17 protein-coding genes are annotated in these 12,484 nt (G+C 49.7%); 12 read left to right on the top strand and 5 right to left on the bottom strand.

What is annotated here, in order from left to right; all coding sequences use genetic code 11:
* Window position 1: 1 nt before the first annotated feature.
* The 8 genes from CEQ75_RS00835 to CEQ75_RS00800 all read left to right on the top strand — a co-directional run bounded on the left by CEQ75_RS00835 (window position 2) and on the right by CEQ75_RS00800 (window position 5,801).
* The gene (locus tag CEQ75_RS00835) at window positions 2-874 is read left to right on the top strand and encodes a secretion protein F (RefSeq protein ID WP_089608661.1); all 873 of its coding nucleotides are present in this window, start codon (window positions 2-4) and stop codon (window positions 872-874) included.
* A gap of 16 nt (window positions 875-890) precedes the next feature.
* Complete coding sequence (locus tag CEQ75_RS00830) at window positions 891-1,547, top strand: DUF3848 domain-containing protein (protein WP_089608660.1); 657 nt, start codon at window positions 891-893, stop codon at window positions 1,545-1,547.
* Window positions 1,544-1,939, top strand: a complete 396-nt coding sequence (locus tag CEQ75_RS00825; RefSeq protein ID WP_089612451.1) for a DUF4320 family protein — start codon at window positions 1,544-1,546, stop codon at window positions 1,937-1,939. The genes CEQ75_RS00830 and CEQ75_RS00825 overlap by 4 nt, the downstream gene beginning before the upstream one ends.
* Window positions 1,936-2,484 carry a hypothetical protein gene (locus CEQ75_RS00820; protein ID WP_089608659.1) on the top strand — a complete coding sequence of 183 codons (549 nt, stop codon included), beginning with the start codon at window positions 1,936-1,938 and terminating at the stop codon, window positions 2,482-2,484. Before CEQ75_RS00825 ends, CEQ75_RS00820 begins: the two co-directional genes overlap by 4 nt.
* A 109-nt stretch (window positions 2,485-2,593) precedes the next feature.
* Window positions 2,594-3,151, top strand: a complete 558-nt coding sequence (locus tag CEQ75_RS00815; RefSeq protein ID WP_089608658.1) for a DUF6550 family protein — start codon at window positions 2,594-2,596, stop codon at window positions 3,149-3,151.
* A gap of 69 nt (window positions 3,152-3,220) precedes the next feature.
* Window positions 3,221-4,906 (top strand): DUF8193 domain-containing protein, encoded by a 1,686-nt coding sequence (locus CEQ75_RS00810; RefSeq protein WP_089608657.1) that lies wholly within the window; start codon window positions 3,221-3,223, stop codon window positions 4,904-4,906.
* 13 nt (window positions 4,907-4,919) lie between these two features.
* Window positions 4,920-5,390 carry a hypothetical protein gene (locus CEQ75_RS00805; protein WP_089608656.1) on the top strand — a complete coding sequence of 157 codons (471 nt, stop codon included), beginning with the start codon at window positions 4,920-4,922 and terminating at the stop codon, window positions 5,388-5,390.
* A gap of 72 nt (window positions 5,391-5,462) precedes the next feature.
* Window positions 5,463-5,801 carry a DUF3852 domain-containing protein gene (locus CEQ75_RS00800; protein WP_089608655.1) on the top strand — a complete coding sequence of 113 codons (339 nt, stop codon included), beginning with the start codon at window positions 5,463-5,465 and terminating at the stop codon, window positions 5,799-5,801.
* Window positions 5,802-5,926: 125 nt separating this feature from the next.
* Here the strand turns inward: CEQ75_RS00800 and CEQ75_RS00795 are convergent, their stop codons facing one another.
* The 4 genes from CEQ75_RS00795 to CEQ75_RS00780 all read right to left on the bottom strand — a co-directional run bounded on the left by CEQ75_RS00795 (window position 5,927) and on the right by CEQ75_RS00780 (window position 8,647).
* Complete coding sequence (locus tag CEQ75_RS00795; protein ID WP_089608654.1) at window positions 5,927-6,373, bottom strand: SufBD protein; 447 nt, start codon at window positions 6,371-6,373, stop codon at window positions 5,927-5,929.
* Window positions 6,374-6,708: 335 nt separating this feature from the next.
* Window positions 6,709-7,056: a hypothetical protein gene (locus CEQ75_RS00790; protein ID WP_018213991.1), complete on the bottom strand. Its 348-nt coding sequence runs from the start codon at window positions 7,054-7,056 to the stop codon at window positions 6,709-6,711.
* Between the two features lie 324 nt (window positions 7,057-7,380).
* Complete coding sequence (locus CEQ75_RS00785) at window positions 7,381-8,256, bottom strand: methionyl aminopeptidase (protein WP_089608653.1); 876 nt, start codon at window positions 8,254-8,256, stop codon at window positions 7,381-7,383.
* A 49-nt stretch (window positions 8,257-8,305) separates the two neighbouring features.
* On the bottom strand, window positions 8,306-8,647 hold the full coding sequence (locus CEQ75_RS00780) for a helix-turn-helix domain-containing protein (protein ID WP_026184155.1): 342 nt from the start codon (window positions 8,645-8,647) through the stop codon (window positions 8,306-8,308).
* 346 nt (window positions 8,648-8,993) lie between these two features.
* On the opposite strand from CEQ75_RS00780, the gene CEQ75_RS00775 reads away from it, so the two are divergent.
* The 3 genes from CEQ75_RS00775 to CEQ75_RS00765 are packed head-to-tail and all read left to right on the top strand — an operon-like array spanning window position 8,994 to window position 11,100.
* Window positions 8,994-9,671 carry a DUF6088 family protein gene (locus tag CEQ75_RS00775; protein ID WP_242965434.1) on the top strand — a complete coding sequence of 226 codons (678 nt, stop codon included), beginning with the start codon at window positions 8,994-8,996 and terminating at the stop codon, window positions 9,669-9,671.
* Window positions 9,652-10,659 (top strand): nucleotidyl transferase AbiEii/AbiGii toxin family protein, encoded by a 1,008-nt coding sequence (locus CEQ75_RS00770; RefSeq protein WP_089608651.1) that lies wholly within the window; start codon window positions 9,652-9,654, stop codon window positions 10,657-10,659. The genes CEQ75_RS00775 and CEQ75_RS00770 overlap by 20 nt, the downstream gene beginning before the upstream one ends.
* An 18-nt stretch (window positions 10,660-10,677) precedes the next feature.
* On the top strand, window positions 10,678-11,100 hold the full coding sequence (locus CEQ75_RS00765; protein WP_089608650.1) for a hypothetical protein: 423 nt from the start codon (window positions 10,678-10,680) through the stop codon (window positions 11,098-11,100).
* 100 nt (window positions 11,101-11,200) lie between these two features.
* Here the strand turns inward: CEQ75_RS00765 and CEQ75_RS18540 are convergent, their stop codons facing one another.
* On the bottom strand, window positions 11,201-11,368 hold the full coding sequence (locus tag CEQ75_RS18540; protein ID WP_169008498.1) for a hypothetical protein: 168 nt from the start codon (window positions 11,366-11,368) through the stop codon (window positions 11,201-11,203).
* A 200-nt stretch (window positions 11,369-11,568) separates the two neighbouring features.
* Here CEQ75_RS18540 and CEQ75_RS00760 point away from each other — a divergent pair, with 200 nt between their 5' ends.
* A complete protein-coding gene (locus CEQ75_RS00760; RefSeq protein WP_089608649.1) occupies window positions 11,569-12,474 on the top strand; it encodes a conjugal transfer protein TrbL family protein in 906 nt (301 codons plus the stop codon).
* The last annotated feature ends 10 nt before the right edge of the window (window positions 12,475-12,484 follow it).

The following is a 12,484-nucleotide window of genomic DNA, read 5'->3' as shown; positions in this document are numbered from 1 at the left end:
CATGACAATCTATCTGTTTTTATTCGGAGTCCTCCTATCGACAGGACTCTTTTTCCTTGCCGCCGATCTGCTGCATCTGCCCACTCTCGCCACCCAAAAGGCGATGCTGTCGGCAGGAAAGCAGGCCAAGTCAAAGCCCAAAACCACCGATGCCCTGCTGCGAAACGCCGCCGTCGGGCTCTCCCGGTATCTCCGCATGGATGCATACAAGAAAACCCGGATGGCAAATGTGCTGTCGGCGGCAGGGCTTTCCGACTCGCCGGAGCTGTTCACGGCAACGGCTATTGTCAAGGCGGCGGCTATCGGGCTGTGTATCATTCCCTGCCTGATTGTTCTGCCGCTGCTGGCACCCATTGTACTGTTTACTGCCATACTGGTCTATTTCAAGGAAATCCGTAAGGCGGATGAGGCGCTTTCCGCCAAGCGGGGGAAAATCGAACAGGAGCTGCCGCGCTTTGTGGCTACCATCACCCAGGAGCTGAAGGCCAGCCGTGACGTGCTGTCCATGCTGGAGAATTTCAAGAAAAACGCAGGCGAGGACTTCGCCGCGGAGCTTGACATCCTCACGGCGGATATGCGCTCCTCCAGCTACGAGGCGGCGTTGACCCGCTTTGAGGCGAGGTTCAATTCGCCCATGCTCTCGGATATTACCAGAGGGCTGATCGGCGTACTGCGCGGGGACGACGGCGGGATGTATTTTCAGATGCTGGCCCACGACATGAAGCAGCTGGAGCTTCAGCGGCTGAAAGCGCAGGCCATGAAGATCCCGCCGAAAATCCGGGTGTTTTCCTTTGCCATGCTCATGTGCTTTCTCATGACCTATATGGCGGTTATTGTCTATGAAATCATCACATCCCTTTCCGGGATGTTCTAAGGGAGGTGCGAACTAAATGACGGAACAGGAAATGATGACGCTTCTGCGCAAAAAGCTGGACAACGGAATGGCGCGGTATCAAAAGGAGTGGCGGCAAAAACCGGCCTCCGAGCTGGTGGAGCTGGCAAGTGAAATTGCCGCTGCGCAGTTTGTGTATAAAGAGCTGGCCGAAGGCAGCTATTCCGCCGAATATATGGAGTATCTGCTCCGCTTCGAAAACCCGCTGGAGGTAGTAACGGATCAGTGGATATCCGAACAGAACGTTGATTTCAGCGAGGAGCTCACCCATGCGCTCTGGACGCTGTGGGACAAGGGAGAATCGGAAGCAGAGTATACTCTTGACCCGGACTATACGCCTGTTTCCGCAGAGGAAGTGAAAATCACCCTGCGGGAATTTATTGAAGCGCATCCGAACGCATCGTTTGATCTGATGACGCCCGGCGGATATGTATACCTCACACCGGAAACCGCACAGCTTCTGCTGGCGGGACAAAGCGTGAAAGGGAATCCCGGCAGCTCTGAGTTTGCCAGAGATGTTCCCGCAGAGGAACTGCTGGAGCAGGAAATCTGCACCGCTGATTTCAGCAAGGGTGCGTGGCGTATCTTAAGTGACCACAACCCGGAACCAAGGCTGGAGCAGGGACCCTTTGAGCAGGGGGTGACCATGTGCTGAGAAAACTTCTGAGAAACAAGCGCGGCGAGGGCTATCTTGATGTGGCGGTGCTGGTACTGTGCGCCATGCTGGTCATTGCCCTTGCCGTGAAGGTGTTCCCCGTCTATATCCAAAAGCAGCAGCTGGACACCTTTGCCACAGAGCTCATCCGGGAGGCGGAAATTGCCGGACAGGTGGGCGGCGAAACCAGCCGCCGTGAGCAGCTTCTACGGGAAAAGACCGGGCTTTCTCCCAGCGTAGAGTGGTCTGAAACCGGCAGAATCCAGCTGAACGAGGAAGTCACGGTAACGGTCACCTACCAGACCAACATCGGACTGTTTGGCGGCTTCGGCTCGTTCCCCATTACGCTGCGGGCGGACGCGGCGGGAAAGAGCGAGGTCTACTGGAAATGACGGATAAAATCAAGCAAATCCTACGGGGAAAAGGCGGCGCGGGCTTTCCGTTGATCATCGCAATCACCCTGTCGCTGGTCATCATCTTCACCGGCATTTCTGAATATTTCCGGCTGATGATCATAGCGCAGGGTGTTCGGGATGCAGTGCAGGCAGCTGTCATTTCCATGGTGGTGGAGAATTACGATGACGTGTACCACGGTGTGCGGGAGGGCTATTCGGGCGCGTATCAGCCCTATGCCGGAGATTTCGAGGAAAGCCTCGATTACGGCGATATTTATGACCGGCTGGACGACATCCTTGGACTTTCCTATAGCAGCGGCTATCATGAAAAGCGCACCCCGAACGGCAAGCTGGAGTTTAAAGTCTGGAATCTGGATGTGGACATCCGAAACGCGCCATTTGCATCGGGTGAACAAGCCTCCGCCCGCTTTGAGGCGGACAGCACCATCCTGCTGGAGGTTCCCGTATCCTTTGGCGGACAGCTGCTGCCGCCCATGACCATCAAGGTCAAGACCAGCGCTGGATACACACCAAGGTTTTGACTGTTATAAAAAAGTTTTCTATAATATAGATAGACTTTTTGAAAACTTCGTGGTAGGGTGTGACTTAACAAGAGACTTATCAAAATATGGTAAATAGGAGGATGCTCTTATGAAAAATATGAACCCCAAAATGAAAAAGTGGCTGGCCGTCGCCGGTGGACTCGCCCTCTGCGCTGTGCTGGTGGTGCTGATCGGGCAGCGGTTCCAGACACCCAAGCCGGTGGATGCGCCCCTCCCGTCCCAAAGCTCTGAGGTAAGCGATGTGACGGTAGACCCGTCCGAGCCGGACAGCACAGAGAAAGAAAAAGAGGTAGTGGTCACCCCGCCCGATACCACGCAGCCGGTGAGCACCGACAACGGTGCGGTTTCCAGCGGCACCGAGCAGACCATTCAGGGCGATGTGAGCAAGCCCGAATATACCGAGGAACAGCTTCAAGACCCTACGCAGAAGCCCAACGGCGAAAAGGTCACCGAGCCTCCCGCGGCTGTCGAACATGACAAGGTGGAACAACCCAAGGAAACACCGAAGCAGGAATCATCCTCTAAACCCAGCAGTGGCGGAAACAGCATTCCCGGCTTTGATAATGTGCCGGATGGCGGTGCTAATCATGGAGAAGTTGTTGACGGAGACGGTGATATCAACAAGCAGGTTGGTATCATGGACTAAATAGGAATATACCCCATGGCACGGTTGAAAGATACCGTGCCTTTTTATTTGCAGAAACAGGAGGTTAGGATGAAAAACTTACTTTTAAGAGTCTTGCCGCTGTTCCTCATTTTTTGTCTGCTCTGCCCGATGACTGCTTTTGCCGACACAGGCGGTAGCGGAAACATTGACGGCGGTGGTGGCGGTATGGGTCAGGGAACCAGCACCAATTCATGGAGTCCCGGCAATGAAGGTGTGCGTGTGACGGTGGTGCGTGCAAGCGACCATGCGGTGGTCACCACACCTTTTGATTTTACCAATAAGGCTCCCTCGGCAGGAATATACCACTTTGGAAAGGTTAGCAAACTGCAATACAATAACGGTGTTTCTCTAAACCCGGTAAAAGGTGGATATATCTATAAAAATCCCGGACAGACTATGCCCCGTATCATCAGCACCAACGGCAGCAACAACATTGAGGCCATAAAGAAATACTTCTGTTCCGAATATGTGGTTAAGCGTATCGCAGAAATTACAGGCATGAATTATGACGTTCTCATCGGCGGTAAGTATAAAATTCTTTTGGAGCCGCTGGCGTACTACAAATTTGAAGGAAATATGTTTGCTACGACCGCTACCGAAGCAGCGCTCTATGATGAGCAGACCAGCGGCCTGTTAAGGCGGCGCATGGTATCTCTCACCCACAAGAATCTGCCTCTCGCCATGTTTTTGGAGGTAAGCGACCTCGGCTATCCCGCATGGGGCGGCAGTAAGACCAGCGCCGCCACCAATGCGGATATCAAGTCCAGCCTTGGGCTTGGCATTGTCCGCTTTGAGAAAACACCGGAGGAACCGCAGATTGAAGCCTACGATTACGAGTACCGGGTCAACACCAACGTCATCACGGCGGTGCGGGTCAGCGGCGGCCAGTCCGACCCCGACAGCCCCACCCGCGTCAGCTTCAATATCGGCGGACAGACCTACAGTGTGGGCAATGTTTACTACCCCGACGGCGACAGCCAGCTTGCGTGGGTGAAATGGAAAACCCCGGATACTGAGCAGAACATGACCATTGCAGTGACGGTATCGGGCCCCGGCAGCACGGCAAAAACGACCCTCAACGTGAAAATTGTTGACCTTGATAAGAACACGCCGCCCAATCCCGTAGCGGATGACCGCAACGACAGCTTCTCCCGTGCTTCTGTCCCAAGCAGGGCGGTGAAAAGCACGGCAAGCTGGAGTGTCTGGCGTCCGTGGTGGCAGGAATATTGGGTGTGGCATGGAGACGACGAGGACGGATATTGGTGTGATCACGGCTGGTACGAATTTGACTTGGATCGCTACAGCGCCAGCCTGACCGCTGACATGAGCATCCAATGCGACAGCAAGAACCCCACTGCCAGCGGAACGGTAATGAAGTCAGGATACGGCATCAACCAGACTGTTACCGGGAGCATCAGCTCCAACCAAAGCTCGGCGGTAACCCAGCCGCAGAATGCGGTCAGCTATTTCCCCGAATTCGGCTACGAAACCTATTGGCGGCTCTTGGAGCGGATGGGTACAGGGCGGTTTGAGTTTCAGAAAAATCCGTATTCCACCTACAAAAATCGCACCCATTTCAGCCCGATCTGGATGCCGGACGGCGCCTATACCGTCAATACATGGCTCATAGATGCGTGGACGCCGGATGGAATGCTGTCCGCCAATCTGACCGACAGCCTGACCATAAAGGGCAATCTGTGGCAGGATTGGCATGCCGGTCCCCTCAAGCCGTAAGGGAGGGACGAAGATGGCATATGAACGGATTGAGGCTCCAAAGGGCAGCCTGTACCACTACACGAAAAAAGAGCGGCTGGATGCAATCCTGCAGGATGGCCGCATCCGGCGGTTCGGAGATCGGGAATGCTGGTTCTGCACCTCTCTTGCGGATACCCTGCGGCTTATGGAAATGACCGTCATGAAGGAGGGGCATCCTTACGTGGACACCCAGGGGCAGCTGCGAAAATACCCTGCTTTTGTACCGGAGGACTATGTCATCCTTCAGCTGGAACCGCGCTATCAGAACGGCGATTGGGTGCGCTGGAATCAGGAGCTGCCGCCCGGATGTTCCGCTGAGCTCCTTGCACAAGCGGAGGAATTCAGTGCGCTGAAAAAAGGGTTCCGGGGCGACCTGAAGTTTTACCGGAACCCCCAGGTGCTTGCGGTTGCCCCTCTTATGGAGGAACAGGCTCCCGGCATGGACATGACCATGCAGCTATAAAAGCAGAAAAAGAACAAGGCCGCAGGGGGTGAACTCTGCGGCCTTGTTCCTCATTTCGGAAAGGTGGTCTTTATGAAAAAATACAAAAAAATAGTGCTGGCGCTCTCGCTTGTCCTGATGATAAGCCTGCTGTTTTGCACAACCGCGTTTGCGGCAAACGGCGATGTGGCCGGGGCAATTGAGGGAACGTGGAACGACGCCTCTGGGCAGATTAAAACCGTGGTCAACAAGGTGGTATTCCCGGCAATCGACCTGATTCTGGCGGTGTTTTTCTTCGCAAAATTGGGGACGGCGTACTTCGACTATCGAAAGCACGGACAATTTGAGTGGGCCGCGCCAGCGATTTTGTTTGCCTGTTTGGTGTTCACTCTGACGGCACCGACCTATATCTGGACTATACTCGGATTATGACGGTGGAAATGAACAAGGTGCGACCAAGCCATATATGGCAGGGTCACACCTTGTTCATTAGTAATCGAATTTAGCTTTAGTAGGAAGCAAAGGCCTCATATCAAGTGAATGCTCATTTTGCTTGGTTATAGCTTTTCAATATCGTTTAAGCATTTTTGAATATCTTTTACTACCAGCGATTGCATACTTTCCTTGTATCTTGTCGGATTAGCACGATGCAGTGCATTCAATATATCCTGCCTTAAATCTGGCTTGTATTTTGCTATAACAGGTAGCACCTTAATGCATTGCCGTGCAGTAATCGGCTTATCGTCTGTAATATGCTTTAGATATTTATCGATAATTTCATCTATTTTATAGTCGCTATCCCATTGTGCATTAACAGCAATCAAAACAATGCCTCTTGTTCTGACATAAGAATTTTCATCATCGAGCATATCTGCAAATATGTCAAAAAAAGGGTACACGGCATCGGACTGACTGCTTTCACTTTTCAGTTGCTTTAAACATTCATAAGCCTTTTTATCATCATTATTCGATAACCCATAAACCAAGTCTTGAATGTTATGCACAATATCACCTCAAAGCTAATATAAATTTGCTTACTGAGCGTTAATTTCTCGTGCTACCGTTTCACAAAAGTTTTGCACGATAGATATATAAAGTAAGTTTACCATAGTAAAGCGGATCTTTCAATCAAACAAATATGAACAATAGTAAGGACACAGTTACTATGAAAGAAAAAATACGTTCACTGTCTTTATGCAAGAATACTCTGGACTATTCTTGGCATGTAGACAAAGCAAGAGCCGTCGCGTCAAGTTAGATGCAACGGCTCAATTTCGTGATAAGTCAGATTTTATTGTGTAGGTGAAGTTAAACACTAACAGAGGGTGTGCTCATACCCTTACACAATGTTTTCACCCAAAATAATTTTTGGCATAGTGGTTAAGCATCTGTTCCACCGCTTGTAAAAATGCTCTAACCCTAACTTTGACACCCTTGCGTGAGTTTCTTCATCTCTAACAGTCCAATGTAAAACATAAGTGACTTTGCCTACATTGCGTGTGAGGCGAACAGGCAATGCCCCTTCTTTAACGGCATTAAAATCTGTTTGGCGGTGGGTGCGTTTGATATATCTAACTTCAATAACACCATCCTGCTCCATATAAAAGGCGGCAACCTCTTTCATAAGTTGCTCAATTTCCTCTTGCTTTTCAATCTTTGCCTCATAGATACAAATTTCATTAAACATTTATTGCACCACCTCGCACATTATATAAACTTGCTCACCGAGCGTTAATTTCCCATGCTACCGTTTCACAAAAGTTTTACACGGTAGATATATAAAGTGAGTTTACCATAGTAAATCGGAACTTTCAATCAAACAAATATGAACAATGGAAAGGACACAGATACTATGAAAAAAGTCCGTTCACCACCCTTATGCAAGGATACTCTGGACTATTCTTGGCATGTAGTAATAATGAGTAGGTCCAGTTCTGCAAGGAGCTGGGTCTGCTCATTTAGGTTTTCATTATGCTCATAATAAGAAATTCTGGTTATTCCTAACTGTTCATTAATATGCCAACACCTCATAACCAGTTTCGGTTACTAACACCTGTTTTTCCCATTGCGCAGAAGGCTTCCCATCAGCAGTGCGAATAGTCCAATTATCGCATTTATCTGTTACTATATTGGATTTTCCCATATTTATCATAGGCTCTACAGTAAAAACAAGTCCTGGGACTAAGAGCATTCCTGTTCCTTGCTTTGTCACATAACCGACCCAAGGATCTTCATGAAATTGTAGACCAATACCGTGGCCTCCGATTTCTCGAACGACAGAATATCCATTTTCCCTTGCATGGTCTTGAACAGCTTGCCCAACATCACCAAGAAATCCCCACGGTTTTACCTGTTCAATGCCCAGCTCCACACACTCTTTCGCAACATCAACCAGTTTTTGTTTCTCAGCGGAAACAGCACCAATGCAAAACATGCGTGAAGAATCTGAAAAAAATCCGTTATAAATTGTAGACACATCAATATTTACAATATCGCCGTTTCGCAGGAATATACGATCAGAGGGGATACCATGACATACAACATCATTAATTGAGATACACACGCTCTTAGGGTATCCGTCAAAATTGAGTGTTGCTGGAACGCCTCCCAGTTCCTTGGTTTTTTCGAAGATAAGCCGGTCAAGCTCTTCCGTGGTGATTCCATCAACCGCATAATTTGCAATGAAATCCAGTAAAGCGATGTTTCGTTTGCCGCTTTCCCGAATACCTTCAATCTGTTGTTTTGTTTTAAGCAATTTTCGATAAGGCACTTCATATCCCTTTAAGCGGTAGATTTCAATTTGCTCATCAATAGGGCCATGACATTTCTTATATTTTCGACCGCTGCCACACCAGCAGAGATCATTTCTTCCAAACTTGTCAGACATTTTATCTCCTCGCATTTACAAATTCGGAGGGAGCAATACGCCCTATAGACTAAGGTGAGCTAAGAGAAACACCGGAAGTTTTCCGATATTGGCGTGGCGAGCATTGAAACGCTTGTGAAAAAGCTCTTGCAAACGCTTCAGATGACGAGTACCCATATCGAAAAGCAATATCGGTTATTCTGTCATTGGTTATGCAAAGATCATTAGCAGCAGCTTTTAATTTACATTGGGCAAGAAATTGTTTATATGTCATACCCATGTGCTCCCGAAACTTTGTAGAGCAGTAATACGGTGAATAACCAACATATGATGACATATCTTGCAGGCTTGGGCTTTCTGTTATGTTATTTTCTACCCACTTTGCCATTGTTTCTATTGTTTGAACAGACATTTGCTTCACTCCTTTCTCCAGTATATCAATTCTCACAGACAATTACCTGATATAAGTTGCACATATGAGATAAAGTGCTTGCCGATAATCTCCGTAATTTGGCTGCAGCAGGAGTTTACGGATGCCTTTAATTACTGTACAGATTATAAATAATTAGCAATTCAAATACTTGTTAAAAGTTATCGTACCATATGTTGCCGCAAATTTCCACTGTCCTTATGCAAGTATTGACTGGACGATACTTGGTATGTAAGCAGGGACAGATTGACTTCCGGTGCATAAAGTGATATTATAGTGGCAAATATAACAAATGAAAACAAGCCATATAATATCACTCGACCGGGAGGTGAAACACTTGGAGCAGATTGGATATGGAGAACACATTGCAGAAACCGTTAAAAATATTCCCTACGAAGCAGCCATCCAAACAGAAAATATAGCGGCACAGCTGGCGGGAACCTTTGACTTGCCCTATGAGCAGGCCAAGGCCCTGACCAATGTGAAGCTGAAGCGGATGGCGGACAAGGGCGAAATCGAAAGGCTGCAAAAAGGTATCTATTGCCAGGTGAAGCAGACCGTGTTCGGGAGGGTTACGCCCAGCACGGAACAGGTGATGAAGAAAACCCTGACGGAGCAAGGCGGTGTAAAAATCGGATACGAATCGGGCGCATTCCTGATGAATAAGCTGGGACTGACTACCTTGATTCCCCGCGACATGGAAATCACCACAAACCGCTATGGTGCAAAGCTGCCGAAGGATTGCCATATTAAACTCAAGAAGCCTGCTGTGCCGGTAACGGAGGACAACTGGAAATATCTCCAGTTCATCGATTTGACAATGGCGCTTGCCGATGCGCACATAGATGCACAGAGGCCGGAGCTGCTGCTGGCAGGCTACGCAAAGCAACAGGAGCTTGACGGTCTTGCCCTGCTGTTTACCGCACGTAAACATTACCCGGCAAAGGTGATCCTGCCCCTTATTGACTTACTCATGGAGGTGAACGATGAACTTACATCAGGATAAAGACGCATTTGAAGCCCTGCTCTCGGACGTCAGCCGCAGAACAGGCATCCGAAGTGACATTGTCGAAAAGGATTATTATCTGACGCTGCTGTTATGGGAACTGTCCGAAAAGCAGAATTTCCTTCCCGCATACTTCAAAGGCGGAACCGCCCTGTATAAATCCATCGGCCGCATGAAACGCTTTTCGGAAGATATTGATCTGACGGTTGCGGTTCAAGACTGTTCAAAAAGTCAGGGAAAAAAGCGGCTGGAAACATCGGCAAACGGCTATCATACTCTTTCAAGGACAACCGATAAAGCCAGAGAAAGCAATCAGAGGGGCAGCATCACCAGCGTATATGAATATGTACCTGTGACTGCGGTGGATTCCGCTGACTCACTGCAGCGTTTTGGCTATGTCAAAGTGGAAGCAACCTCCTTCACCATCAGTGAACCGGTGGAAGCCCTTGAAGTTTCACCGCTGCTTTATTCGGAGGCAACCGGTGAGCAGCGGCAAATTCTCGAATCGGCTTATGGCGTAAAGCCCTTTTCTGTGCAGACCATCAAACTGGAACGGATCTTCGCGGATAAAATACTGGCTGCGGAGTTTTATTACCAGCGGCGGATGCTGTTTGATACCGCAAAGCACCTTTATGATCTTTCCATCATGATGGAACAGGAAAGAATCCGCACCCTGCTCTCAGCGCCGGAAGAGCTCACAGCCATGCTCGCCTATAAGCGGAAAGAAGAAAGGGAGCGGATCGGAAGTGATCTGTCGGAAAAGCCGTTTTCCGAATTCACACTGTTTGATGCGGTTGGCACAGATGACGAGCTGGCGGCGGCCTTTTCAAAAATGCAGAAGATTTATGTGTTTTCGCAGCGGGATATTCTTTCACCGGTACGGTTATCCGAAAGCATGGCAGCCTTGAATCAAACCCTGCTCCAGTTGGATGAGGGGCTTGAAAGGACGCAGGCTCCCGGTGGGCAAACCCAGCAGAAAATGCTGTAATGCGCAGGAGGTGATGCGGTGAACAGCAATGATATGAAAGGGAAAATCCATAACTCCATGTATCAGCAGCTGCAAAAGAGCGGCATAGCTGTCCCCGTGCAGGTGCTGATGGATTTAGACATCCTATCCAAAGAGGATTATGAGCAGTGGCGCTTCGGCAAGGTGGATTATTTGGAGCGTGTCTGCAAAGTGAACCTCTCCAAACTGTCCCTTATCATGCGGGAAATCCGAAGCTATGCCGCGAAAAACAATCTCAAGGCTTCGTGGACCTTTTATAAGCAGTGGGGACTGAAAAACCGCCCTCACGCAAAGAAGCTCCGGTTTTCCAAAAGCGGCGGCGAGGACATTGAAAAAGCCTATGCCACCCACTATATAGACCCCGTCAGGATGAGCGAGCTGAAAAACCAATCGGAATTATGCTCCAAGGCGCACTGTGAATGAACCCATGGTGCGCTTTTTTATTTCCCCCAAAAGGCGTTTGTGGCAGCAAAACAAGGAGAGCGGCAGAACCGCTCTCCTTGCTGTTTGTAAACGAATTTCGCTATTTATCGCTGCCGTCAGGCTCGGAATCTCTTTTGAGCTCCACAATAACGCCGTCATTGCCGGAGATGAAAAGCTCCTCCGTCTTTTGCTGCGCACGCTGAAGCAGCGAAATGGCATCTGTCACATCGTTAAACAGCGAATCATACATTTTTTTGTAGTCTGCCACGCAATTGACCTCCTTTTCCTAATTTCGGTGGCCACCGTTGTGTGGTATTGAAGCTCTGAACGAGCAGATTGTCAAGTCGTTTTTGAAGTCTTCTAAATCTTTGCGCCCTGCCCGAAATTTGTTCAGACAGATATGTTGGCACACCGCAGGCATTGCTATGGTGTGCCTTTTTTATTTCCACAGAAAGGGGTGAGAATCCAATGTTTATCTGGGACTTCGTCCTTGGAACCGTCATGGATCAGATCATCGAATGGCTCTACGGACAGGTGGTCGGCTTTCTGGCCGACTTCTTTGCGCAGATGGGAAACATGGGCGTGGAGCTGTTTGAGATGAGCTGGGTACAGTCCATCGTCCTGTTTTTTTCCTATCTGGCTTGGGCGCTGTACGGAACCGGGCTGGTGGTGTCGGCGTTTGAAACCGGCATCGAATACCAGCACGGGCGGGGCAGCGTGAAGGACACCGCCTTAAACGCCATCAAGGGCTTTATGGCGGTGTCCCTTTTTACCATCGTGCCGGTGGAGCTGTTCAAGCTCTCGGTCAATCTCCAGAGCAGCCTCACGGCGGGCATCACCGGCTACGGTACCAGCTTCGGCGACCTTGCCGGGAATATCATTTCCGAGCTTGGCAGCTCACCGGATATCGGCGGCGCCATGGGCTCCGGTGTGTTCGGAGGTCTGTCTGTCATTACAAGCCCGATCTTGCTGCTCTTTATGATTATCATGATGGGCTACGCGGTCATTAAGGTGTTCTTTGCCAACCTGAAGCGCGGAGGCATCCTGCTGATCCAAATCGCCGTGGGCAGCCTGTATATGTTCTCCGTCCCTCGCGGCTACATCGACGGCTTTACCCAGTGGTGCAAGCAGATTATCGGCCTGTGCCTGACCACGTTTTTACAGGCAACCATCCTCGCCGCAGGGCTTATGGTCTTGCGAACCCATGCCCTGCTGGGGCTTGGTCTGATGCTGGCCGCCGGAGAAGTGCCGCGAATTGCCGGAGCATTCGGGCTGGACACCAGCACAAAGGCCAATGTGATGAGCGCCGTGTATACCGCACAGGCGGCCGTCAACACCACCCGCACCATCGTGCAGGCGGTTGCGCCAAAATAGCACAGAAAGG

The organism is Dehalobacterium formicoaceticum (assembly GCF_002224645.1).
Lineage (GTDB): Bacteria > Bacillota > Dehalobacteriia > Dehalobacteriales > Dehalobacteriaceae > Dehalobacterium > Dehalobacterium formicoaceticum.
The sequence above is the reverse complement of the archived record's forward strand: the minus strand, read 5'-3'. Positions and strand labels throughout refer to the sequence as shown.